The 25,643-nt window shown below is 36.6% G+C and carries 23 protein-coding genes; 18 read left to right on the forward strand and 5 right to left on the reverse strand.

Features of this window, described 5'->3' with window-relative positions:
- Positions 1–60 precede the first annotated feature (60 nt).
- Complete coding sequence (lon, locus tag TEPIDINF_RS01415) at positions 61–2,388, forward strand: endopeptidase La (RefSeq protein WP_069797352.1); 2,328 nt, start codon at positions 61–63, stop codon at positions 2,386–2,388.
- Complete coding sequence (gene yihA / locus TEPIDINF_RS01420; protein ID WP_068723011.1) at positions 2,385–2,993, forward strand: ribosome biogenesis GTP-binding protein YihA/YsxC; 609 nt, start codon at positions 2,385–2,387, stop codon at positions 2,991–2,993. The genes lon and yihA overlap by 4 nt, the downstream gene beginning before the upstream one ends.
- A gap of 2 nt (positions 2,994–2,995) precedes the next feature.
- On the opposite strand, the gene TEPIDINF_RS01425 is transcribed toward yihA, so the two are convergent.
- The 3 genes from TEPIDINF_RS01425 to TEPIDINF_RS01435 all read right to left on the reverse strand — a co-directional run bounded on the left by TEPIDINF_RS01425 (position 2,996) and on the right by TEPIDINF_RS01435 (position 5,601).
- Positions 2,996–3,928, reverse strand: a complete 933-nt coding sequence (locus TEPIDINF_RS01425) for a DMT family transporter (RefSeq protein WP_068723013.1) — start codon at positions 3,926–3,928, stop codon at positions 2,996–2,998.
- Between the two features lie 91 nt (positions 3,929–4,019).
- A complete protein-coding gene (locus TEPIDINF_RS01430) occupies positions 4,020–4,841 on the reverse strand; it encodes an ABC transporter permease (protein WP_421691218.1) in 822 nt (273 codons plus the stop codon).
- Positions 4,831–5,601: an ABC transporter ATP-binding protein gene (locus TEPIDINF_RS01435; protein ID WP_068723015.1), complete on the reverse strand. Its 771-nt coding sequence runs from the start codon at positions 5,599–5,601 to the stop codon at positions 4,831–4,833. The genes TEPIDINF_RS01430 and TEPIDINF_RS01435 overlap by 11 nt, the downstream gene beginning before the upstream one ends.
- 162 nt (positions 5,602–5,763) lie before the next feature.
- Here TEPIDINF_RS01435 and TEPIDINF_RS01440 point away from each other — a divergent pair, with 162 nt between their 5' ends.
- Entirely contained in the window at positions 5,764–7,533 is a 1,770-nt protein-coding gene (locus tag TEPIDINF_RS01440) for a M3 family oligoendopeptidase (RefSeq protein WP_421691219.1), read from the forward strand.
- 35 nt (positions 7,534–7,568) lie between these two features.
- Here TEPIDINF_RS01440 and TEPIDINF_RS01445 read toward each other — a convergent pair whose 3' ends face one another.
- Entirely contained in the window at positions 7,569–7,880 is a 312-nt protein-coding gene (locus TEPIDINF_RS01445; protein ID WP_068723017.1) for a winged helix-turn-helix transcriptional regulator, read from the reverse strand.
- Positions 7,881–8,012: 132 nt separating this feature from the next.
- On the opposite strand from TEPIDINF_RS01445, the gene TEPIDINF_RS01450 reads away from it, so the two are divergent.
- A complete protein-coding gene (locus tag TEPIDINF_RS01450; protein WP_068723019.1) occupies positions 8,013–8,408 on the forward strand; it encodes a DoxX family protein in 396 nt (131 codons plus the stop codon).
- Positions 8,409–8,564: 156 nt separating this feature from the next.
- Here the strand turns inward: TEPIDINF_RS01450 and TEPIDINF_RS01455 are convergent, their stop codons facing one another.
- Entirely contained in the window at positions 8,565–9,575 is a 1,011-nt protein-coding gene (locus TEPIDINF_RS01455; protein WP_068723022.1) for an ABC transporter substrate-binding protein, read from the reverse strand.
- Positions 9,576–9,729: 154 nt separating this feature from the next.
- On the opposite strand from TEPIDINF_RS01455, the gene hemA reads away from it, so the two are divergent.
- The 14 genes from hemA (at position 9,730) to TEPIDINF_RS01525 (ending at position 25,633) form a co-directional block, all read left to right on the forward strand.
- Positions 9,730–11,061: a glutamyl-tRNA reductase gene (hemA, locus tag TEPIDINF_RS01460; RefSeq protein WP_421691220.1), complete on the forward strand. Its 1,332-nt coding sequence runs from the start codon at positions 9,730–9,732 to the stop codon at positions 11,059–11,061.
- Positions 11,062–11,063: 2 nt separating this feature from the next.
- A complete protein-coding gene (gene ccsA, locus TEPIDINF_RS01465) occupies positions 11,064–11,873 on the forward strand; it encodes a cytochrome c biogenesis protein CcsA (RefSeq protein ID WP_421691221.1) in 810 nt (269 codons plus the stop codon).
- Between the two features lie 13 nt (positions 11,874–11,886).
- The gene (locus tag TEPIDINF_RS01470; protein WP_421691222.1) at positions 11,887–12,552 is read left to right on the forward strand and encodes a precorrin-2 dehydrogenase/sirohydrochlorin ferrochelatase family protein; all 666 of its coding nucleotides are present in this window, start codon (positions 11,887–11,889) and stop codon (positions 12,550–12,552) included.
- Positions 12,549–13,478 (forward strand): hydroxymethylbilane synthase, encoded by a 930-nt coding sequence (gene hemC / locus TEPIDINF_RS01475; RefSeq protein ID WP_068723030.1) that lies wholly within the window; start codon positions 12,549–12,551, stop codon positions 13,476–13,478. Before TEPIDINF_RS01470 ends, hemC begins: the two co-directional genes overlap by 4 nt.
- Complete coding sequence (gene cobA, locus TEPIDINF_RS01480; RefSeq protein ID WP_421691223.1) at positions 13,478–14,992, forward strand: uroporphyrinogen-III C-methyltransferase; 1,515 nt, start codon at positions 13,478–13,480, stop codon at positions 14,990–14,992. Before hemC ends, cobA begins: the two co-directional genes overlap by 1 nt.
- A 26-nt stretch (positions 14,993–15,018) precedes the next feature.
- Complete coding sequence (hemB, locus tag TEPIDINF_RS01485) at positions 15,019–15,996, forward strand: porphobilinogen synthase (protein WP_421691224.1); 978 nt, start codon at positions 15,019–15,021, stop codon at positions 15,994–15,996.
- Between the two features lie 2 nt (positions 15,997–15,998).
- Entirely contained in the window at positions 15,999–17,051 is a 1,053-nt protein-coding gene (ahbA, locus tag TEPIDINF_RS01490) for a siroheme decarboxylase subunit alpha (RefSeq protein WP_421691225.1), read from the forward strand.
- 5 nt (positions 17,052–17,056) lie between these two features.
- Complete coding sequence (gene hemL, locus TEPIDINF_RS01495) at positions 17,057–18,346, forward strand: glutamate-1-semialdehyde 2,1-aminomutase (protein ID WP_421691226.1); 1,290 nt, start codon at positions 17,057–17,059, stop codon at positions 18,344–18,346.
- Between the two features lie 12 nt (positions 18,347–18,358).
- Positions 18,359–19,306, forward strand: a complete 948-nt coding sequence (coaA, locus tag TEPIDINF_RS01500) for a type I pantothenate kinase (RefSeq protein WP_068723040.1) — start codon at positions 18,359–18,361, stop codon at positions 19,304–19,306.
- Between the two features lie 100 nt (positions 19,307–19,406).
- Positions 19,407–19,865 carry a YiiD C-terminal domain-containing protein gene (locus TEPIDINF_RS01505; protein ID WP_220126407.1) on the forward strand — a complete coding sequence of 153 codons (459 nt, stop codon included), beginning with the start codon at positions 19,407–19,409 and terminating at the stop codon, positions 19,863–19,865.
- Between the two features lie 197 nt (positions 19,866–20,062).
- Positions 20,063–22,438, forward strand: coding sequence for a glycoside hydrolase family 31 protein (locus tag TEPIDINF_RS01510; RefSeq protein WP_421691227.1), 2,376 nt, complete (start codon positions 20,063–20,065; stop codon positions 22,436–22,438).
- A gap of 247 nt (positions 22,439–22,685) precedes the next feature.
- On the forward strand, positions 22,686–23,201 hold the full coding sequence (locus TEPIDINF_RS01515) for a DoxX family protein (RefSeq protein ID WP_068723044.1): 516 nt from the start codon (positions 22,686–22,688) through the stop codon (positions 23,199–23,201).
- Between the two features lie 239 nt (positions 23,202–23,440).
- Positions 23,441–24,634 carry a LysM peptidoglycan-binding domain-containing protein gene (locus tag TEPIDINF_RS01520; RefSeq protein ID WP_421691228.1) on the forward strand — a complete coding sequence of 398 codons (1,194 nt, stop codon included), beginning with the start codon at positions 23,441–23,443 and terminating at the stop codon, positions 24,632–24,634.
- An 18-nt stretch (positions 24,635–24,652) separates the two neighbouring features.
- Positions 24,653–25,633, forward strand: a complete 981-nt coding sequence (locus TEPIDINF_RS01525) for a phosphotransferase (RefSeq protein ID WP_421691229.1) — start codon at positions 24,653–24,655, stop codon at positions 25,631–25,633.
- The last annotated feature ends 10 nt before the right edge of the window (positions 25,634–25,643 follow it).

A 25,643-nucleotide genomic window follows, 5' to 3' on the forward strand; every position in this document is an offset into this window, starting at 1 on the left:
TTTGAATGTACATAGATATTGCTTTTTTGTTCTGTATTTTTGGCATGGAGGTGCTAAAGAATGGGTTCAAGTGATAAAAAAGAAAAAACCCTTCCTCTTTTACCATTAAGAGGCCTACTTGTTTATCCAAGTATGGTATTGCATTTAGATGTTGGCAGGGAAAAATCGGTTAAGGCATTAGATCAAGCAATGATGAAAGATGATTCCCTTATTCTATTAGCGACTCAAGAAAAAGTTCAAATAGAAGAACCTTCCATTCAAGATATTTATAAAATCGGAACCGTTTCAAAGGTTCGACAAATGTTAAAATTACCGAATGGTACGATTCGCGTCTTGGTTGAGGGACTTTATCGGGCGAGAATTGTAGAATACGTTAAGGAAGATTCCTATTTTGAAGTAGTTTATCGGGTGCTAGAAGAGCAGGATGAGGCGGATGCGATTGTCGAAGCATTAATGAGATCTGCCCTAGAGCAATTTGAACAATATGTGAATGTATCGAAAAAAATCTCACCAGAAACATTAGCCTCTATCGTTGATATTGATGAGCCTGGGCGTCTCACTGATGTCATTGCTTCTCATCTACCATTAAAGATTAAAGATAAACAAGATATTTTAGAGTTGGTGTCTGTAAAAGAACGTTTAGAAAAAATCTTAGAAATTCTAAATAATGAAAGAGAAGTTCTAGAACTAGAGAAGAAAATTAGCCAGCGAGTTAAAAAACAGATGGAAAAAACGCAAAAGGAATATTATTTGCGTGAACAAATGAAAGCTATTCAGAAGGAACTCGGGGATAAGGAAGGGCGAGCAGGTGAAGTAGAAGAGCTTCGTAATAAGTTAAATCAGCTTGAAGCTCCAGACTATGTACTTGAGAAAATCACCAAGGAAATTGATCGTCTTGAGAAAATACCTACTGCTTCTGCAGAAGGAACAGTGATTCGAACCTATATTGATTGGTTATTTGATATACCCTGGACACAAAGTACTGAAGATGATCTCGATATTAAAAAAGCTCAGGAAATCCTTGATACAGATCATTATGGTTTAGAAAAGGCCAAGGAACGTGTGCTTGAGTATTTGGCTGTTCAAAAACTTACCAAAAAATTAAAAGGGCCTATCCTTTGTTTGGTAGGGCCTCCAGGGGTAGGTAAAACCTCACTAGCGAAGTCGATAGCCAAATCTTTAGGAAGAAAATTTGTTCGAATTTCTCTTGGCGGGGTACGTGATGAATCAGAAATTAGAGGTCATCGAAGAACCTATGTTGGAGCAATGCCAGGTCGAATCATCCAAGGGATGAAAACGGCAGGAACCATCAATCCGGTCTTTATCTTAGATGAAATTGATAAGATGGCTTCAGACTTTAGAGGTGACCCTGCATCTGCTTTATTAGAAGTGTTAGACCCAGAACAGAATAATACCTTTAGTGACCACTATATTGAGATTCCATATGATTTATCAAAGGTTATGTTTATTACAACAGCCAATACAGTACATACTATTCCAAGGCCTTTATTAGATCGAATGGAAGTCTTAGAAATTTCAGGTTATACAGAATTAGAAAAACTACAAATCGCCAAAAAATACTTGCTTCCAAAACAAATGGAAGAACATGGATTATCAAAAGATAAGCTTCAAGTACATGAGGATGCAATTATCGAAGTAATCCGTCGTTACACAAGGGAAGCAGGGGTAAGAAATCTAGAAAGACAGATGGCGACATTAAGTAGAAAAGCGGCGAAAATCATCGTCATAGGGGAAAAGAAAAAAGTGGTAGTTACCGCCAAAAATGTAAATCAATTTTTAGGCAAATCTAGATTTCGTTATGGAATGGCTGAAACAGAGGATCAAATTGGTGCTGTAACAGGATTAGCGTGGACAGCTGTTGGCGGTGATACGTTAACCATAGAAGTATCTGTTTTTCCTGGCAAAGGAAGACTAACCCTAACAGGGCAATTAGGCGATGTGATGAAAGAATCTGCTCAAGCAGCATTTAGCTATATACGTTCAAAGGCAAATGACTTAAAAATTGACCCAGAATTTTTGGAGAAAAATGATATCCATATCCATGTTCCTGAAGGTGCAATACCAAAAGATGGCCCTTCAGCGGGAATTACGATGGCTACTGCTTTAGTTTCCGCATTAACAGGTATTCCAGTTTCTAAACACGTAGGAATGACTGGAGAGATTACCTTAAGGGGGAGAGTATTACCTATTGGTGGCCTTAAGGAAAAATCTTTGGCTGCTCATCGAGCCGGTCTAACAACGATTATCATTCCTAAAGATAATGAAAAAGATCTAGAGGATATTCCTGATAGTGTGAAGAAGGATCTAACTTTTATCCCTGTAGAACATCTGGATCAAGTGTTGGAAAAGGCGTTGGTGGAACAATGAAAGTAACGGAAGCAGAAATTGTCATAAGTGCAGTAAAACCTAGCCAGTATCCAAAGGAAGCCCTACCAGAAATTGCTCTGGCAGGGCGTTCCAATGTAGGAAAGTCATCTCTTATTAATAAAATGATCCAACGTAAAGGATTGGCAAGAACCAGTTCAAAACCTGGCAAAACTCAAACCTTAAATTTTTATCGTATAAATCAACAATTTTATTTTGTCGATTTACCGGGATATGGCTTTGCAAAAGTTTCTAAGCAGCAAAGGGCTGCTTGGGGAAAAATGATCGAAGAATATCTAACCAAACGTGAGGAATTAAAAATTGTTTTGCTAATAACAGATCTACGTCATCCGCCCACAAAGGATGATCAAATGATGTATGAATGGCTAAAGCACTTTAGAATTCCTGTTCTTGTCATTGGAACCAAAGCAGATAAAATTCCCAAAGGAAAATGGGAAAAACATCGTAAAATTGCCATAGAAATCTTACAATTGGCTCCTGAAGATAAAATCGTGTTGTTTTCATCAGAAACAGGATATGGAAAAGATCAATTATGGAATGAAATCATCCCTTATATCACAAATAAAGAGGAAAATGACCTGGAATAAAATTATACCAGGTCATTTCTTTTGCTTTTAAATCGAATTTTGTTTGCAAATGCTTCTGGTGGAATCTCTGCTAAGATCATTCCAAGGATAATAAACAATCCACCGATGATAGCAAAAGAGGTTAATCTTTCATTTTGAATCAAATAAGATGTTAAAGCGGCAAAGACAGGTTCCATAGAAAAGATTATGGCAACACGAGTTGATGTTGTATAGGTTTGTAGCATCGTTTGAGCGACAAAAGCAAAAGTAGTTGCAAAAACTGCAGTAATAAATAATGCGAATAATACTTCTTTTTGTAGGATAACACCTAAAATGACTTGATGAGTAAAGTCCTCAAACAAAAATGCAAAGATTAAACTTAAGATAGCAACAACACTAATTTGAATCCAAGCCAAGGGTAAAGTTGGATAATTCGGAGCGTATTTTCCAGTAAATACGATTTGTAAAGCAAAGAAAATCGCACACATAAAGATCAAGAAATCCCCAAATTGGATACTTGATGTTTCGACCATCGTCAAAAGATAAAGTCCAACAGCTGCAAGAATACTCCCTAAAATCGTTGGCCATTTTGGAAGAACCTTTAACAACAGAATTGAGAAAATGGGAACCAGAACAACGTTTAAACCTGTGATAAACCCTGCTTTTGATGCAGAGGTGTACAATAAGCCAACTGTTTGAAATGCGTATCCTCCAAATAAAAAAACTCCCAACAAGGTTCCTGCGATCCATCCTCTTTTGCCAAGGGATGTGAAACTATTTCGATCAATCATGAGAATGATAGGAAACAAAATTAATGAAGCAAGAGCAAAACGGATACCATTAAAACTATGTGGTAATAAAATAGAGATCGCGTTTTGAACCATAACAAAAGTGGTTCCCCAAATGAGAGCCACTATTAGCAGAATAGAATCTGCTAGAAAACGTTTATTTTTCACTATCTACCACTCCCACCTCTAAAATGTTAGTTATAGTTTGCTAGGCTTATTTAGTATATCATGTGGGACACCTATCTTTCCAATGATAAACTTATTCATGAATCGATAGAATTTTTTTCTCAAGAAGAGATACAGCTTGATACATAACGGTTGCTGCAATGCTAATGACAAATAAACTCATCATAACCAATGTTAAATTAAAAACTTGAAAACCATAGATAATCAAATAGCCGAGTCCTGCTTTGGAAACTAAAAATTCCCCTACAATGACCCCTACCCAAGACAAACCAACATTCACTTTTAATGTGGAGATGATCGTAGGAAAAGAAGCAGGCAAAATAATTTTGAAAAAGATTTGATACTTTTTCGCTCCAAATGTTTGGGCTAGTTTTAGATAATTAGGATCCACTTCCTTGAAACTTGTATACACGACGATCGTTGTGATGATAATGGAAATAGCTAAAGCCATCGCAATAATTGAGACATATCCAGCTCCAAAGGCAACAATAAAAATAGGACCTAAGGCAACCTTTGGCATCCCATTTAAAATAACTAAATAAGGATCTAACACTTTTGATATAAAAGGTGATACCCAGATAAGGGTGGCAAGAGCAGTACCAAAGACCGTTCCCAAGATAAATCCCACAAAGGTCTCCAATAAGGTAATATAGATATGATGCTGTAATTCACCTGCAACCAACATTTGTACAAATAATCCCCAGATTTTACTGGGTTTACTAAATAAAAATTCATCAACCCATTGAAGATTTACGGTTAATTCCCACATACCAAGAAAAATGATAACAATGATCAGTTGGGTAATTCGGACATAGATGTGGTTTAACCGCAGTTTGGCTAAGTAGGCACCGTGTTCAATAGATTTTGCACCTTTTGTAAAAAACTTATTCATCATTATCCATTTCCCCCCATATCATATGAAAATAAGTTTGAAATTCAGATTTTTCTCTTGTTATAAAAGGAAGAGGATCACGCAATTCATCGGGGATTGGAATGATTTTTTTCACGTGCCCAGGATTTTTTCCTAAAATGACGACTCGGTCTGACATGGCAATGGCTTCACCAAGGTCATGGGTAACTAGAATTGTGGTTTTTTGATGCTTACGAATCGTTTCGACTACTAGGTCTTCTAACTTTAATTTAGTTTGGTAGTCTAATGCAGAAAACGGTTCGTCTAATAACAATATATCTGGGTTTGTCGCTAATGTCCGAACCAAAGCAACCCGCTGTCTCATTCCGCCTGATAATTGGTTTGGATGTGCTTTAGCATAAGAAGATAGCCCCATTTCATCTAACAGGTATAGAGCATGTTTTTTCGTTATTTCATTTAATCTTCCTTGTATCTCTAAACCTAGGAGGATATTCTCTTCAATCGTACGCCATTTTAGTAAATAGTCTTGTTGTAGCATATATCCAATTTTTTGTGAAGGACCAGTTACTTCTTGACCATTAATGATAATTTTCCCTTCAGATGGTGGAAATAGGCCTGATATCATCGACAAAATTGTACTTTTACCACATCCGCTTGGTCCAACCAGACTAATAAATTCACCTTTTTTTATCGATAAATCAATATCCTTGACCGCTAGAATTTCATCTGTTTGTGTATGATAGTTCTTGCTTATGCGTTCCAAAATAATGGAGATTTCACTCATCGTCATCCCTCCTTCCATATTCTATTCACTAGGCAGAAGTTGGGTTCATCTTTAGATATAAGGAAAAATGAACTTTCCAAGAAGGGTTTTTCAATAGGATTGAGAATTATATAAAAATTTGGAAATAATCTTAAGGTGTAATCAAAAAAGGAGGATGAATCTATGAAAATGAGATGGAGTCTAGATGCTTTATATCCATCATTTGATTCAGATGCATTTAAACAAGATCTGACAAAATGCACAGAAGGGATTCGCCAGATTAAAAAATGGACAAAAATCAATTTATCAAATCAAGAAGAACCCGTGAAAAAGCTTGAAAAATACATTACAACTCAAAATGATTTTTTACATTTATATAGCCGTTTACATAGTTTTGCGCAACTAACGCTTAGTGTTGAGGCTAAAAATGAGAAGGCTTTAAAGACTCTGGAGAAGTTAGAAACGATGAGTACAGAATTGGCAGAACCTACTGTTCAATTTCAGAAATGGTTAGGTTCTCTTAACAATTTAGATCAGCTGATTTCATCTTCAGAAATTTTAAAAGAACACCGATTTTATCTTTTAGAGCAAGCGAATAAAAATCAATATCTCCTTAGTGAGCAAGAAGAAGTCATTCTTGCCAAAATGAAAAATACAGGTTCAAAAGCATGGGCGAAATTACAAGAGTTATTAACCTCTACCTTATTAGTAGAGATCACTGTAAATGACGAGGAAAAACAACTACCGTTACCTGTTGTTCGAAATATGGCCTACGATAGTGATCCTCAAGTTAGAAAGATGGCTTATGAGGCAGAATTAAAATCTTACAAAAAAATTGAAGAATCTTCTGCTGCTTCTTTAAATGGAATCAAAGGAGAATTTATAACCATTAGTGAAAAAAGAGGGTATCAATCCCCCTTGGAAAAAACCTTATTAGATTCAAGAATGGATCAAGAAATCTCAGATGCTATGTTAACAGCGATGAGAGAAAGCTTACCTTCTTTTCATAAATTTTTTCGTAAAAAAGCAGAATTATTAGGCTATAAAAACGGATTACCCTTTTATGAATTGTTTGCTCCAATGGGTGAAGTAGATATGAAATATACGTATGATGAGGCAAGAGAGTTTATTGTAAAGAATTTCAGAACTTTTAGCGATAAACTTGCAAATTTTGCTGATCGTGCCTTTGCAGAACATTGGATTGATGCAGAACCAAGAGAAGGGAAAAGAGGCGGGGCCTTTTGTTCTAATTTACATGTGATTAAGCAAAGTAGGATCTTGTCTAACTTTACAGGAAGCTTTAGTGATGTAACGACTTTGGCACATGAACTTGGACATGGCTACCATGGATCATGTTTAATGGATCAAACCTTTTTGAATAGCCACTATCCAATGCCAATTGCCGAAACGGCTTCAATTTTTTGTGAAACGATTGTAAAAAATGCTGCTCTTCAAGAGGCGGAACCAGAGGAAGCTTTTGCGATATTAGAGAATGAACTATCTGATGCTGGCCAAGTCGTTGTAGATATTTATAGTCGCTTTTTATTTGAGAGTGAAGTCTTTAAGCGTAGAAAAGAAGCCTCTCTATCAGTGAATGAACTAAAAGAAATCATGTTAAATGCCCAAAAAGAAGCTTATGGAGATGGATTAGAACCTGATTTTTTACATCCGTACATGTGGGTTTGTAAGCCTCATTACTATTTCCCAGAGCGCCATTTCTATAATTTCCCTTATGCTTTTGGGATGCTTTTTGCTAAGGGTCTTTATGCAGAATATTTAAAGAGGGGAGCAGATTTTGTTCCTGAGTATGACAAACTTCTTTCTGTTACAGGAAAAATGAACGTAGCAGATATCACAAAAACGATGGGGATTGATGTTCGTTCCCCAGAATTTTGGCGAAATTCCCTTAAATTAGTTGAGCAAGATATTGAGACTTTTATTCATATGAAATAGTCATTTAAAAACGGAGCTACAAATGGCTCCGTTGTCTATTTGATCCAAGTATCAGCCCATTTTTGAACCTCATCCATAACCGATTCTAGAGCTTTTCCTTTTTCGGTCAATTCATATTCAATGCGAACAGGGGTCTCAGGATAAACTTTTCGAACAATGATTCCTGCTTCTTCTAATTGTTTTAAACGATCCACAAGCATCTTATCACTCATATTGGGAATGACTTCGGATATATCTTTAAATCTTTTTGCTCCATGAAGGAGAACACGAATAATTAAACCCGTCCAACGTTTTCCTAAAAGTTCAAAGGCAAATTCGAATTTTGGGCATAAATGTAAATTTTCCATCATCACCATCTCCTTAAAAATAATTTTAACATATATACTTGACAAAAGTAAGTAACTGATCTATCATTACTTACATAAAGTTAGCTAATAACTTTTTTAAATGAATTTTACAAATTAAAGGAGATGAGAAAAATGAATTTAGGTTTACTTATTATTCGTTTAGTGGTTGGACTAACATTTGCAGGTCATGGTTCTCAAAAACTTTTTGGTTGGTTTGGAGGATACGGATTAAAGGGAACTGGAGGTTGGATGGAATCGATTGGTGTGAAACCAGGCGTGTTGATGGCATTTGCTGCAGGAGCAAGTGAATTGGTTGGTGGACTTTTATTTACATTTGGTTTATATATTCCCTTTGCAGCTTTACTTATTGTCATTACGATGTTAGTCGCAATCTTTACAGTTCACGGTAAAAATGGTTATTGGGCTACAGCAAACGGTTTTGAATACAATTTTATTTTGATTGCAGTAGCCATCGGCGTTGCATTGATTGGCCCTGGTGCATATACAGTAAGTGCTTTGTTAGGTTAAATGAACTACAAACGAAAAGGCGTATCAAATATCGAAATTTGAACGCCTTTCTTCTACTTATCATTTAGGGGTTTGTATATCCCATAAGCAGCGACTTTCAGGAGTACCCTTTTTATCTTGTTTTTTATTCATAGAAGGGTACGGTAACCTTTATAATTACTGTTCCATCGCTTTCTTCGCAAATTCTGTATTCACAATCGCTTCGTAAGGAATCTTTTCTTTAAGTTCTCCAGCATATTCCATTACTTTTTCTAAATTACGATATTCCTCTTCATCCACAATGGGGTCAGTGGCCCAGGAACCTTGGGAACGATATCGGTCTAATACTTTTAACATCACGTCTCGATTAAAGTCTTGGAATTGGGGGGTAATTACATCGGCGATTTCTTCTAAAGAAGCTTCGTTTACCCATTGTTGTGCCATATAGATTGCATTGGCGAATTTCTGCACGATCTCTGGATTTTTATCGATCAAACTTTGTTTTGTAATAAATACGGTATATGGAAGTTTTCCACTTCCATGTCCAAAGGAAGCCACTACATGACCTTTTCCTTCTAATTCAATTTTCGAAGCAATGGGTTCAAAAAGTTGAACAAAATCACCTGTACCAGATACAAAGGCACTTCCTAAATTAGCATAATCTATGTTCTGAATGATCTCATTATCTACTTTAGGCTCAACCCCATTTAAATGCTGTACATATTCACTGACCATTTCAGGCATCCCACCTTTTCTTTGGCCAAGGAGGGTTTTGCCTTTAAGCATATCCCAAGTGAAATTTTTGATTGGTTCTCTAGAGACTAAGAAGGAACCGTCTGTTTGTGTTAATTGAGCAAAGTTGATCGCAGGATCTTTGGGGTTTTGACTATACACATAAATTGTGGTTTCTGTTCCAACCAAAATCACATCTGCACTTCCACTAACTAGAGCGGTCATCGTCTTATCTCCACCATTGGCATTGGTTAATTCTACATCTAATCCTTGATCTTTAAAAAAACCTTTTTCAATGGCGACATAAAGAGGCGTGTAAAAGATAGAGTGTGTAACTTCAAATAACCTAACTTTATGATTTGTATCACTGTTTTTTGTATTGGAACACGCTATAGTAAAGGTTAGGGAAAATAGAACGATGACGATCAAACTGATTTTTAAACTTTTCTTAAACATATGACACCTCCGCATTTGCCTAATTCACTGCTATCATATGATTTAAATAGGAAAATGGTTCAAAAAAAAAGTGATGTAAACATCCTTCAATGGTATAATTAAACATAAGGTTTTGCTATGATGAAAAACTTTTTTTGGGGGAGGGGGAAATCATATGTTGGTAATGGTTGTTGGACTCAATTACCGAACTACCCCTGTAGAGATTAGAGAGAAATTTACCTTTACAGAAGAAGATTTAGCTGAAGCTTTAGATAAATTAAAAAAGACAAAAAGTGTATTAGAAGCAGTCATTGTTGGTACATGTAACCGAATGGAGATTTATGCTGTTGTCGATCAAGTTCATACAGGGGAACATTTCATTAAAAAATTTTTAGCCGAATGGTTTGCCATTCCCAAAGAAGAATTCGTTCCTTTTCTTTACGTAAAAAAGGAGGCGGAGGCCACTGAACATTTATTCCGGGTCATTACGGGTTTAGATTCCATGGTATTAGGAGAAACACAAATTTTAGGGCAAATCCGTGAAGCTTTTCTTTTTGCGCAAAAAGCGCAGGGAACAGGAACAATTTTTAATACCTTATTTAAACAGGCGATTACCTTTGGCAAAAAAGTTCATACGGAGACAGGTTTAGGTGAAAGCGCTGTATCCGTGAGTTATGCTGCAGTTGAATTAACCAAAAAAATCTTTTCCCGTTTAGATGACAAAGCGATCCTCATTATTGGAGCAGGTGAAATGAGTGAGTTGACGGCGATTCATTTTCATGCTCAGGGTGTAAAGCAAGTGATGGTTGTCAACCGTACCTATGAACATGCCTCTGCATTGGCAGAACCCTTTCATGGAACAGCCTATACACTGGAACAGTTACCGGTTGCGTTAAATAAAGCAGATATCGTAATTAGCTCTACCGGAGCAGATTCATTTATTTTGAATAAAACCGAAGTAGAAAAGATTATCCATGAGCGTAAAAATAGACCAATTTTCATGATCGATATTGCGGTTCCAAGAGATCTTGACCCAGAGATTAACCAATTAGATGGGGTTTACTTATTTGACATTGATGATTTACAGGGTCTTGTTGATGCCAATTTAAAAGAAAGACAAAGAATTGCTACACAAATAGAAGAATGGATCGATGAAGAAGTCTATAAGTTTTACCAATGGATCAATACACTAGGTGTGATTCCATTAATTGCTGCATTAAGAGAAAAAAGCTTCAAAATTCAAGAAGAAACGATGAAATCGATTGAAAATAAATTACCACATTTATCTGAGCGAGAGAAAACGATCATTCGAAAACATACCAAAAGTATTGTCAACCAAATGCTAAAAGACCCGATTATGAGGGTGAAAGAAATGGCTGTTGAATCAAATGCAGAAGAGATGATGCAAGTTTTTTGTAAAATCTTTGATTTAAAGGTAGAAATAGAGAAGGATAAAATGAATGAGGAACCTACTGCAACATATATCACGAGAAGAAGTAGGTCATAAGTATGAATACTGTGATTTTTATTCTCATTCTTCTTTATACGACTAGCTTCTGTTTTTACTTTATGTCAATCATCAAAGGAGTTACTCGTATTTCACCATGGTCTTATCGGTTTATCTTAGCGGGTAGTATAATCCAAGTCTTCGTCTTTAGTTTTAAAATGTTATCTGAACAATACTTTCCAATTATTACATTTTTTGATATTTTCTTTTTTTATTCATTACTTCTTATTTTATTGACTGTAATCACCCATTCCTTTTTCGAGTGGGAATGGTTTGAGATGGTGATGACATTTATTGCTATCATAATGCTGATGGGAGCGTTGTTGATTGGAGAAACATCACCCCAATTAAGTGATTCTTTTATCTCTAATTTATTATTTATTCATATTATCCTTTCTATTATCAGTTATGGCGCTTTTTCAATCTCTGCCATTTTCTCTTTGATGTATATTCTGCAAGAATACTTACTAAAAAGGAAGATTTGGCATCGGTTTTCAAAAGGGCTGCCTAGTTTAGAAAGTTTAGACCGAAATGCTTATCTGTCTAATTTGATTGGAGTACCATTATTGCTATTAGGATTGACATTTGGATCGATTTGGGCAGGAATTCTTTTTGATTGGAAAATTTTTGTAGATGCAAAAGTATTAACCTCTTTTTTTATTTTATTGATGTATGGTTTATTTATTTTTAATCGGCAAAAAAGAAGATGGATGATGAAACAATTAGCCATCTGGAATTTGATGAACTTTGTGATGCTGATCATCAATTTTACCATCTCCAACCTCTTTGTTTCTTTTCACCGATGGTTTTAGGAGGGTTGTGACCATGAATCGTTATTACGCCATGATGGTAAATCTTACAAATCGTCCTTGTCTCGTGATTGGTGGAGGAAGGGTAGCAGAACGAAAGATTCTATCCCTTTTAAAAGCGAATGCAAAAGTGAAATTAATCAGCCCGGTAATTACACCTTTGTTAGAGACATTGGTACAGGAAAATCGTATTTCCTGGGAAAAGCGTGGATATAAACGTCAAGATGTAAAGGGTTATTCGATCATCGTGGTTGCTACGGATCAAAAGGAATTAAACCAACAAATTTATCAAGAGATCGATCATCAGTACCAATGGGTTAATATTGTAGATGATCCAGAATTATCTACCTTTATCGTTCCAGCTATGATAGATCGAGGACATTTACAAATAGCGGTTTCCACTAGTGGGGCAAGCCCTGGACTAGCAAAAAAGATCCGCCAAGAATTGGAAAAGCAATACGGTGTGGAATACGAAGAGTATACAACTTTCTTGGCAGAAATGAGAGAATGGATTTTACAGCAGGGTTTAACAAACGAAGAACGGAAAAACTTATTTGAATATTTACTTGAACCAGACTTTTTGCGTAGGATCGAGAAAGGGGAAAGTAAAGACCTGCTGATTCTAAAGATCAAAGAAACCATAAAAGAGAATATCAATAAGGAAAGGGAATTGTTATCGTGAAGAATACATTCGTCGTTGGATCACGAAAAAGTCAGTTAGCTTTAACACAAACGGAATGGGTGATCGAAAAGCTAAAAAAACTTTATCCTAATATAAGGTTTGAGATTAAAGAGATCGTTACGAAAGGGGACAAAATTCTTGATGTTACCCTTTCAAAAGTAGGTGGCAAAGGACTATTTGTGAAAGAGATTGAGCAAGCTTTGTTAGATGGAGAGATTGATTTTGCCGTACATAGTATGAAGGATATGCCTGCTGAAATGGCAGAAGGGTTAACGATTGGTGCAGTACCGGAAAGGGAAGACCCAAGGGACTGCCTTATTTCAAACCAAGATTATACTATAGAAACATTGCCAATAGGTGCTAAAGTGGGAACAAGTAGTTTACGCAGAGCCGCTCAAATTGTTGCCTATCGTCCTGATCTAAAGATTGAGTCCATCAGAGGAAATGTTAACACCAGACTGTCAAAATTAGAAACTGATGGACTGAATGCAATTATCTTAGCGGCTGCAGGCCTTAAACGAATGAATTGGCAGGATCGGATTACGCAATATCTAGACGTGGATCTTTGTCTGCCTGCAGTTGGTCAAGGAGCCCTTGGCATTCAAGTGAGAGAGAATGACCAAGAAACCATACAAATGTTACAATACATCGATGATCAAGAGACAAGAATGATCATTTCAGCTGAAAGGGCGTTACTACATCATTTACAAGGGGGCTGTCAGATCCCAATTGGAGCTTATGCGAGATGGCAAAACGATCAAATTCATTTAGTTGGAATGGTTGCCGCAGTTGATGGCAAGCGTATTCTTAAAGCAGAAGCAACTGGTTCAAAGGAAGAAGCCGTTTCTTTAGGAATTAAGGTAGCAAACCAGCTTTTACAACAAGGAGCAGATCAAATATTAGCAGAGGTGAAGGAGGGGAAATAATGAAGGTAGGGAAAGTATTTTTAGTGGGTGCTGGACCAGGAGATCCCAAATTAATCACAGTGAAAGGCATAGAAGCGATTCAAAAAGCAGATGTGATTGTATATGATCGTTTGGCCCATCCTTCCCTGTTAAAGTATGGGAGAAGGGATGCGGAAAAAATTTATGTAGGCAAATCTCCAAATCGTCATACTCTGCAACAAGAAGAGATCAATCAACTCCTTGTTCAGTTAGCCTTAGAAGGAAAAGTGGTCACCAGACTAAAGGGTGGAGACCCTACGATTTTCGGTCGAGTAGGAGAAGAGGCTCTTTTATTAGCTGAACATGGGATTTCCTTTGAAATTGTACCTGGAATTACTTCGGCAATTGCTGTCCCTGCTTATGCAGGCATTCCTGTCACCCATCGCGATTTTACCTCATCGATCGCTATTGTAACAGGACATGAGGATCCAACTAAAAATGAATCCAATATCAACTGGGAAAAGCTTGCAACTGCTACTGGAACTTTGATTTTCCTCATGGGGGTTTCTAACTTAAAACTGATTCGTGATAAGTTAATCGAAAACGGCCGAGATTCAAGTACTCCTGTTGCACTTGTTCGAATGGGAACGAGAGTGGAGCAAAAAACGGTTACTGGAACATTAGAAAATATCGTACAGGTGGTAGAAGAAACAAAACTTACCTCTCCAGCGATCATTATTATTGGTGAAGTGGTAAAATTACGAGAGCAGTTAGCTTGGTTTGAGAAAAAGCCTCTTTTTGGAAAGAGAGTCCTTGTTACTAGAGCTAGAAATCAAGCAAGTGAATTATCTGCCTTAATTGAAGAATTAGGCGGAGAAACTGTCGAATTCCCTGTCATCAAAATTGTTCCACCAAAGCATACAAAGGAATATCAACAGGCTTTTCAACAGTTAGACCAATATGATTGGATCATGTTTACAAGTGTCAACGGAGTTCAATCCTTTTTCCAAACGTTAAAAGAACAACGTATTGATATTCGTAAAATGGCAAAGGCGCGGATTGCTGCCATTGGCCCTAAAACTGCAGCATTATTAGAAGAAAAAGGTCTGATAGTCGATGTGCTACCACAGGAGTTCCGTGCAGAAGGGCTTCTTGATGCTTTGACAGGCGAATTAAAGGTTGGACAAAAGGTATTACTTCCTCGTGCAGATATTGCTCGAAAGATCCTACCTGATCAACTAAAGGAAAAAGGATTAGAAGTAGTAGAAATCAATGCATATGAAACGGTGATTGATGCGGAAAACAAAGATGAAATCATTAAGATGCTAAAAGAGAAGCAGATTCAAATCATTACCTTTACTAGCTCATCTACCGTTAAGAATTTTTATGAGGCTCTTCAAGGGGAATCTTTAGAAAAATTGTTAAAAGGGGTTACTTTAGCTAGTATCGGACCAATTACAACAGATACCGCTCAACAATTGGGCTTAAACATAGATATTACAGCTTCAGAATATACGATTCCTGGATTAGTTAAAGCTATTTCAAAATCAAAGTAGAGAGAGTTAGGGAAGGAGAGGCAGATATGGATTTACAATTTACTCGTCATCGCAGATTAAGACAAAATCCCGCAATCCGAAATTTGGTTAGAGAACATCATTTACATGTACATGATTTAATATATCCTTTATTTGTCATTCATGGTCATAACGTAAGAAATGAGATTTCTTCCATGCCTGGAGTATTTCAGCTTTCTTTAGATCAATTAGAGCAAGAGATTAAGGAAATTGTGATGCTTGGGATTCAAGGTGTTATTCTATTTGGTATCCCAGAAGACAAAGATGAAATTGGAAGTGGTGCATATCACGACCATGGAATTGTTCAAGAGGCAACACGTTTGATCAAACAAATCGCTCCCGAACTTTTAGTTATTGCTGATACTTGCTTATGTGAATTTACCGACCATGGCCATTGTGGTGTCATTCATGAGGGTAAGGTATTGAATGACCCATCTTTAGATCTACTGGCAAGAACCGCTATTTCTCAAGCTAGAGCAGGCGCAGATATGATTGCACCATCCAATATGATGGATGGTTTTGTAGCAGCCATACGTAAAGGATTGGATGAAGCAGGGTTTGAGGATGTACCGATTATGTCTTATGCAGTAAAATATGCTTCTTCCTTTTACGGACCATTTCGCGATGCAGCTCATTCTGCACCACAATTTTGGGATCGCAAAACCTACCAAATGGATCCTGCCAATGGAAGAGAGGCTTTAAGAGAAGCCTATTCTGATGTGGTAGAAGGGGCAGATATCTTGATGGTTAAACCTGCTTTAGCTTACATGGATATTATTTATCAAGTGAAGCAGCAATTTAATCTACCCCTAGCAGCCTACAATGTGAGTGGAGAATATGCCATGATTAAGGCGGCAGCTCAAAATGGCTGGGTTGATGAAAAGAAAATCGTGATAGAAATGTTAACAGGGATGAAACGTGCTGGTGCAGATATCATCATCACCTATTTTGCAAAAGATGTAGCCAAATGGTTAAAGGAGGAATGAAAATGAGTGTAGAGCAGATGGATCTAATCAATCAGGAGCTATTAAACCGAATTCAAAAAGATTTTCCTTTGCAAGAACGTCCTTTCCTCGTCATGGCAGAGGATTTGAATCTATCAGAACAAGAAGTGATTGAACGCCTTCAAGCTTTGAAGGGAACGGTGATTCGCCAAATCTCTGCTATTTTTGATACCAGAAGCTTAGGCTATCAATCAAGTTTGGTGGCTGCGAAGATTGCCCCAGAACACCTTGACCAAGCGGCAGCAATTATCAATCAACATCCTGGTGTGACTCATAACTATAAACGCAATCATGACTTTAATCTTTGGTTTACCATTGCTGTTCCTCCAAACAGTAAATTAGGATTAGAAAAAACAGTAGAATTATTGGGTGAGATGGCAGATGTAGAATCTATTCGCATTTTGCCAACTCTTAAGCTTTATAAAATTGGTGTGCAATTGGATTTAACAGGGAAAGAGACAAAAAGTAAAACGGAATCCCCAGTTTACAGTGAAAAAAAGCGGCAAACCCCTCAAGCCTTATCGGAAAAAGAGATTGCATTGATCCGAGTTTTACAAAAAGATTTACCGATCATTGCTAGACCTTTTGATGCCTTTGCAGAAGAAGCAGGGGTTAATCTTGATGAATTATTTACAGCGATGAAGGAGTTTAAAGAAAAAGGACAAATGCGTCGTTTTGCGGCGGTCTTGCACCACCGTAAAGCAGGTTTTACAGCAAACGGCATGGGTGTATGGCAAGTACCTGAAGACAAGACAGAAGAGATCGGAACGAATTTTGCTGCTTATCAAGCTGTCAGTCATTGCTATTTACGTCCTACGTATGAAGATTGGCCTTATAATATCTTCACCATGGTACATGGTCGTAATGTAGAAGAAGTGGAGGAAATACTTAGTCTCATGTCTAAAGAAACAGGCATAACGAAAAGAGCCGTGCTTTACTCTACTAAGGAATACAAGAAAACAAGGGTAAAATATTTTACACCAGAAATGGAAGAATGGGAAAATCAAGTCATAGAACAATTCGGAATAAAGGGGTAAGGAAGATGGATCGTTATCAGAAATCTATCAAACTATTTGCGGAGGCAAAAGAACTGTTGCCTGGGGGAGTAAATAGTCCTGTAAGAGCATTTAAAAATGTAGATCGAAACCCTGTCTATATGGATCATGGAATAGGTTCCAAACTATATGATGTAGACGGTAATGAATATATTGATTATGTCCTCTCTTGGGGGCCATTGATAGTGGGTCATGCCCATCCAGAAGTGATCGATCTTGTTCAACAAACCCTTGTCAAAGGAACAAGCTTTGGTACCCCTACCGAACTAGAATCAGAGATTGCAAAACTTATAATCAAAACGGTTCCATCTATTGAAATCGTGAGAATGGTCAACTCTGGTACGGAAGCAACGATGAGTGCCATCCGTTTAGCAAGAGGATATACAGGAAGAAGTAAAATTTTGAAATTTGAAGGAAGCTATCATGGGCATAGTGATAGTTTATTGATCAAGGCAGGGTCTGGAATTGCCACTTTAGGTTTACCAGATAGTCCTGGTGTTCCTCAAAGTATTGCTTCTCAAACAATTACTGTTCCTTACAATGATATGGATGGTGTTCGTATAGCCTTTAAAAAGTTCGGCGAAGATATCGCTGCTGTAATTGTAGAGCCTGTAGCAGGTAATATGGGAGTGGTTCCACCAAAACCAGGCTTTTTGGAAGGATTACGGGAAATCACGAAACAATATGGAACCCTTCTTATATTCGATGAAGTCATGACTGGCTTCCGAGTAGGACCAAATAGTGCTCAAGGTCGCTTCGGTGTCACTCCAGATTTAACAACCTTAGGCAAAGTGATCGGCGGAGGCTTACCCGTTGGTGCCTATGGTGGAAAAAGGGAAATCATGGAGAACATCGCTCCAGTAGGGAAAATCTATCAAGCAGGGACTTTATCAGGAAACCCTGTGGCCATGGCTGCAGGTCTTTCCACACTTAGACTTTTACAACAGCCAGGTGTTTATGATGAATTAGAGCGCAAGTCTAAACTTCTAGCAGAAGGTTTAGGTAAAAATGCGAAGGAACTAGACATTCCTCATCATATCAACCAAGTAGGAGCAATGATCGGCTTTTTCTTCACAGGTGAGCAAGTCGTTAACTTTGAAACAGCCAAAACCTCTAATTTAGAATACTTTAAACATTATCACGGTTATATGCTTGATCATGGCATCTATCTTCCATCATCTCAATTTGAAGGCTTGTTCATGTCTACTGTCCATACAGATGAAGATATTGAAAGAACATTAGAAGTACAATATAAAGCATTAAAGGCGTTGAGGTAGGAGTTGAAATAAATGGATCATCAAACATTTTCACCTTATCTTTCTTTTGATCGTGAGGAATGGGCTGCTCTAAAGCTCTCTACTCCACTCACGCTTACCGAAGATGACTTGAATAATCTTCATAGTATCAACGAACGCATTTCATTAGAAGAAGTGTGTAAAATCTATCTTCCTCTTTCAAGACTTTTAAACTTGTATGTATCTGGAACTCAAAGTCTTTTTGAAGTGACCCAAACCTTTCTTGGTTCTATGTCTAGGAAAGTTCCTTATATTATTGGGATCGCTGGCAGTGTTGCGGTTGGCAAAAGTACAACAGCTCGGATTATTCAAGCACTACTTGCACGATGGCCAAATCATCCCAAAGTAGATTTAATTACGACAGATGGTTTTTTATACCCAAATGAGCTATTAGAGCAACGTGGGATCATGAATAGAAAGGGTTTTCCAGAAAGCTATGATACTCGCCGTTTAATATCATTTCTAAGGGATGTCAAATCAGGTGTACCAGAGGTAATTGCTCCTGTCTATTCTCACTTGTCTTATAATATCATCCCTAATGAGTATCATGTCGTGAATCAACCGGATATCTTAATTGTTGAAGGCTTGAACGTTTTGCAAACTTCAAAAGAAACCCGTTTAGATCATAAACCACAGCTTCATATATCCGATTTTTTTGATTTTACGATTTATGTTCACTCTGAAGAAGAATACATCAAAAGCTGGTATCTTGAACGTTTTCAGCTATTACGTCAAACTGCTTTTAAAGATAAAAACTCCTTTTTTCATCGCTATTCTGAATTAACCGATCAGGAAGCAAATGACTTTGCAGAACAAGTATGGCATGAAATCAATGAAATTAATCTGAGAGAGAATATCTATCCGACCCAACAACGAGCCCGATTGATTCTTGAAAAAGGATCTGATCATTCGGTACAAAAAGTTAGATTACGCAAGTTATGATCATTGAAATATGATTCTGATTTCATAAGTTGTAGGTAGTTCAAGGGAATTATTGTATAATAATATTTAAAAATAATTCCTTTAGCATCGAGGTGTACCTATGATTGATATAAAAAATATGTTAGAGACTGAATTTGAGAATTATCTACATGAACGGATTCCAATTACCGAAGAGATGAGTTTTAAAGTCGAAGAATTTAAACTAAATAAAGTAAGGATTGGCGCGAAGTTAAAACCAAACATCAATCACAAATCAACCGCTTTTGGGGGAAGTATCAATAGTTTAACAACAGTATGTGGGTGGGCATTGGTTTTTAATAATATGTTAGATATAGATCCGAACGCACATATTGTAATACAAAAAAGTTCAATTCAATATTTAAAGCCTATCGAAACAGATTTTGTCGCTGAGTGTGAATTGACAGATGAAAGAAAAAAAGAGAAGTTCGTAAATACGTTTAGAAAATTAGGGAAGGCAAGGATTGAAGTAGATGTTATCATTCGTGATGGGGAAGAGATATTTGCTCAATTTAAAGGATATTATGTGGTATTTAGATAAAACAGTTAGTCATCTAACTAAAAATAGGATCCCAGCCACCTTTAATGGTGGTTGTTTTATTACATGCATACTACTTTTGTTTTTGGACAAAAAGGTATTGTCATATGGAATCTGAATAGTATAATAATAATAGTAGTGCAATCGTTTTCACAACTTCTTTGTAAACGGTTAAATATTCAAAACACTAGGAGGCTGTCATGCAAGATACAAGTTTCGCCATTCATCCGGGAAATAAAAAGAAACTAGAAAATACACCATACCATGATATTGGTGATTTAAAAGAATTTGTCCAAGAGCATAACCTATACCGTTTTACTTGTGAACAAGGTTTTGTGAATATCTTGTTCTATCGTGATGATATTGTTCGTATTGTGATGAATCCATTTCATAAGCCAACTATGAAAAGTAGCTTTGCTGTAGTTGCAGAACCAGAGATAGTAAAGGTTAAAATTGAAGATAAAGAAGACAGCTTTTCTCTTTCTAGTTCAAAGCTTCAAGTTATGATACAAAAATCACCATTCCGTGTTAACTTCTATGATCAGGAAGGAAGACTACTTGTAAGTGAATCAGAAAAAGGCATGGGATTTAAAGAAAGCAAAGAAGTGGTTTGCTTTAAAGAAATGGATCCTGAGGACCATTTTTATGGTTTTGGTGAAAAAGCTGGATTCTTGGACAAACGTGGGGAAAAACTCACAATGTGGAATACCGATGTTTATGCACCACATAATCAAGAAACCGATCCATTATATCAATCACATCCATATTTCATGACATTAAGAAATGGTAAAGCCCATGGAATCTTCTTTGATAATACATTTAAAACTACCTTTGATATGAAAAAGGAGAAAGAATACTCTTTTGCTGCTGAAGGTGGTCAAATCGATTACTATGTAATGGCTGGGTCTTCCCCAAAACAGGTTCTTGAACAGTATTCATGGATTACAGGGCGTATGCCATTACCTGCTAAATGGGTGATTGGTTACCATCAATCCCGATACAGCTATGAAAGTGAACAAGAGGTTCGTGAATTAGTGAATTCCTTTATCCAAAAAGAGATTCCTTTAGATGCGGTCTACTTAGATATTCATTATATGAATGAGTATCGTGTCTTTACCTTTGATCGCGATCGATTCCCTAACCCAGAAAAAATGATGAAAGATTTAAAATCTGTAGGCAAGAGGATCGTTCCGATAGTTGATCCAGGTGTTAAAGTGGATCCAGAGTATTCCATTTATCAAGAAGGAATTCGCCAAAACCATTTCTCTAAATATATTGAAGGCGATATTTTCTATGGAAACGTTTGGCCTGGAAAAAGTGCTTTCCCTGACTTCACAAAATCAGAAACAAGAAAATGGTGGGGAGAAAAACATCGTTTCTATACTGATTTAGGGATTGAAGGTATATGGAATGATATGAACGAACCAGCTGTATTTAACGAAACAAAAACCATGGATGTAAACGTTGTTCACGAGAATGATGGTGATCCCAAAACCCATCGAGAAATGCACAATCTCTATGGCTTATTAATGGGGGAAGCGACTTACCATGGAATAAAAAATCTACTTCATGGAAAACGGCCTTTTTTATTAACACGAGCAGGTTACTCTGGTGTTCAACGTTATGCAGCCGTATGGACAGGGGATAATCGTAGTTTCTGGGAGCATCTAGCATTATCCATTCCAATGTGTATGAATCTAGGACTTTCTGGCGTTGCGTTATCAGGACCAGACATAGGTGGTTTTGCCCATGATACAACTGGCGAATTGCTTGCACGTTGGACACAAGTAGGAGCTTTCACTCCTTATTTCCGTAACCATAGTGCCATTGGAACTGCACGTCAAGAGCCATGGTCATTTGGCCCAGAAATTGAAAAAATCATTAAGAAATATATTCAATTGCGTTACCAGTGGTTGCCACACTTATATAGTCTTTTTGCAAAAACAAGCAAAACAGGAATTCCAGTGATGAGACCATTGTTTATAGAATATCCAGAAGATCGTCATACTTTTAATTTATCTGATCAATTTATGATTGGAGAAAATGTAATCATTGCCCCTATCATAAAACCAGATACCTACCATCGTGTTGTCTATTTACCTGAGGGTACATGGGTTGACTATTGGACAGATCAAATCTATGAAGGTAGAAAACATATCTTGGTCGAGGCTAATCTTGAAACATTACCTATTTTTATTAAAGCAGGAACAATGATTAGCCACGGTTCGATCAAACAATCAACTACTATACCAGAAAAGGATATGACTATCCATCTTTATCAAACAGAAAGTGGGGAATCCCATTATACTTTATATGATGATGATGGTGAAACCTTTGCTTATGAAAAAGGAGAATATCTAGAAAAACAAATCCGTTATCAAGCAAATGGAAATGTCATCAAATTGACGATTGAAAATTCTGTAACGGGTTATCAACCTACATGGAAGCATTGGACATTAAAGGTTCATCACGCAACTCCCTATCTAAAACTCATCATCAATGGCAAAGAAGTAGATGCGAAAGATATAAACTTCAATACAGAAAGTAATATTGCGTCAATAAGAATAAATCTATAATGAGAAAGCACCTAGGAACTGAATGACTCAGTCAACTAGGTGCTTTTTGGGTTGTATATATTATTTTATATCGTCTTTATTGAAAAAACTAGTATCATTTATATTTATTCACAAGTACGTCATAAATTTTTTGCAAAAATATGAAAAACGTGATAAGGATATGTTTAAATTTGTAAAAACTTAATATAATGATCTTGTAGTAAGGGCCCTTTATTAAATAATAATAATTTAAGGAGGTAGGAATCATATGGTTTTTAAGTGGTTACGAGAAAATTTGTATGCAAGTTTTGGTCTTTTAGTTTTACGTTTATACCTTGGTTACGATTGGTTAACTGCAGGTTGGGGAAAGATTACTGGTGAAAAACCTTTTAGTGCAGCAGGACTAATAAACAGAGCAATCGAAAATCCTGTAACAAGTCATGATGCAGTTGTATACCCTACTTATACTGCATTTCTAAAAGGATTTGCCTTACCAAATGTTGGACTTTTCAGTTTCTTAGTTGAATATGGCGAATTCCTTGTAGGTCTTGGTTTAATTCTTGGATGCTTAACTCAAGCTGCAATGTTCTTTGGTGTATTTATGAACTTCATGTTCATGTTTGCTGGTACAGTTTCTTCCAACCCTTGGATGGCTCTTCTCGGTTTCATCGTATTAGTTGGTGGAGCTAACTCTGGAAGAATTGGTTTAGATCGTTGGGTACTTCCATACATCAGACAATATTACAATAAAACCTTTAAGAAAAACAACCCTGTTTCTGCCTAATAATAATATAATAATAAAATAATAAACTGATAAATGGTAAAACCTCTCCAAGAATCTGGAGAGGTTTTACGTGTTTCACCCATTCTTTTTCAACAATTTCTTGAAAATGCAAAAAGGTTTCTTAAAAAAATTAACCGTGTAAGTTCTAAAGTAGGCTGATAAGGTCTACTTTTTTGTCATAACAAGGACGAAGTTAAAATATATTTAATCGAAGAAGACCTTTATAAGGGGTGAGTAAATTGACAGACCAACCATTTATGAGATTTGAGATTAGGGAAAAGGTAAAACATTTTAAGGAAAATCAGAGTTTTCAGTCGCTATCTAGTTTAGAATTACATCCGATAGTAAAAGTTTATGATTCTAAACATCACATAGATATCACAGGACATTTGGTATTAAATGGAGAATTTGAAAGAACTCCACTCGATAATAATTGGCAAGAAGAAGCAGATCAGGCAGACGCTATTCATCATGGATCATTTTTTACAGAAAATGAAATTGCTGATACATTCCAATATCAAATCCCTATCTCAATTCAAATTCAACATGAAAGAGTAAACGATCCAAACGATGTGTTCGTAACGGTAGAATTTTTTGATTATGAAGTCCTTTCAGATCAAGAAATTGAGATCGTTGCCCAGGTTCAGTTACTAGGCGTCCATCCTGATCCAAAACAAGAGACTCCAGTCGATGTGACAGAAGAATTCGAAACAGAATATCCTGTGGATGTTACCTTCGAAAATGATGCCAATATCATGAAAGAAGAAGAAACCGAAGTAGAACAAGTTCAAGCAAATCCGGTTGATGATAATGTTGATGAGGTTGAAGCAAAAGAAGTGATAGATGAGAAAGTAGACGAAACAACAGAAAATTCAGAAACTATTGAAACTGTCGAGATGGTAGAGACTCCTCTTCCTACTCCTGCAATGAAAATAGGCATCCAAGGCAAAAATCGAGAATTTAACCATGATCAGAAGAGTTCAACAAATCCGCTATACTCCCTATTGAAAAAAGAGAAAAGGGAAGAAACCAATGTCATAAAAGAAGAACAGGTCGTCGAAGAAAAGGCAGAAGAAGTGATTGAAGAAAAGGAATTAGCAGCCAATATTACGGAAGAAGAGTCCAAGCAGAAGATAAATACAGAAGACGTTGAAACGGATATCAATCCAGCAATTGAGAAAGTAGAACAGGAGGTAACCGAAGAAATCGGTGAAGATTCTGAAGAACAATCAACGAAAGATATGCTCTTTAGTTTGTTAAAAGGAAATGAAGAGAATAAATATACGTTAAAAATATACTTTGTACAAAAGGAAGATACACTTGAACAAATAGCAGAGAAATATCAGCTTCGTACTGCTGATTTAATGAACCATAATCATTTGCAAAGTGATGAATTAGAAGAAGGACAGATTCTTTTTCTTCCGATCCGTTAGACAAAGGGAGTTTTTAATATGATTGATTATCCTGTAATAGATGATGTTCTAAAAAACTATAATCTACAAGTAGAGGAAATAGAAGAATACTCCTCCTTCTATAAATTAAAAACAAACCGAGGAACAAAAATATTAAGAGCTTGGAATGATGTAGAAACTCTAGATTTTGCCTTTCAATTTAGAGAATCTCTGGCGCATGAAGGGTTTCGAAAGATTGATCGCTTTATTCGAACCAATGATGGGCAACCCTATATTTTAAATGAGGATCAGGGATTTGTTTTAACAGATTGGATCGAAGGAAAAATCCCTGTCTCCTCCAACCCAGAACACATGAAAACGATTGGGAAAACATTAGCAGAGTTTCATCAGGCGATGGTGAAAATAAAGACAAACCAAACGTTTGAACCTTGGTCTCATCATTTTAAACGGGGATTAGGACATTTAATGCAAATAGAAAAGGTTGTCTCACAAAAGCAAAGAAAAACACCCTTAGATGACATTGTATTAAAATATATCCCTAGTCAACAAGCACAAATGAGAAGAAGTATAGAAATGTCTGAAAAGTTGGAACGAACTTATTTTCGAAATGAAAAAGAACCCGGATGGTGCTTAGGAAATGTCCAACTGAACCGATTTAGAATCGATCGATTTGAAGAGGGATGGATTTTTGATCTAGGTTTACCAATCTATGATCTTCCAGCTTATGACTTGGCTAAGATGGTTGCACATGTTTATCAAAGAAATGGATTTCAAGAAGATATCATCTATAAGCTGCTCGATGCTTACCAAGAAAAGAATCCTTTAGAAATAGACGATAAAAAGTGGATTTTAACCTACTTGTCCTATCCGCATGATCTATGGAAATTTCTTTATATCTATTTTATTGCAAAGGTGCCTCAAAAGGGATACTCTTTAGAGATGCAATATCAACAATTAGTAGGGTTGCAGATCAATATTGAGCAACTTTATCAGGTCTTGTATGTTTATTTTCAACTTTAAGTTGACGTAA

The sequence above is a fragment of the Tepidibacillus infernus genome (assembly GCF_048898065.1).
In the GTDB taxonomy this organism is placed as follows: Bacteria; Bacillota; Bacilli; order Tepidibacillales; family Tepidibacillaceae; genus Tepidibacillus_B; species Tepidibacillus_B infernus.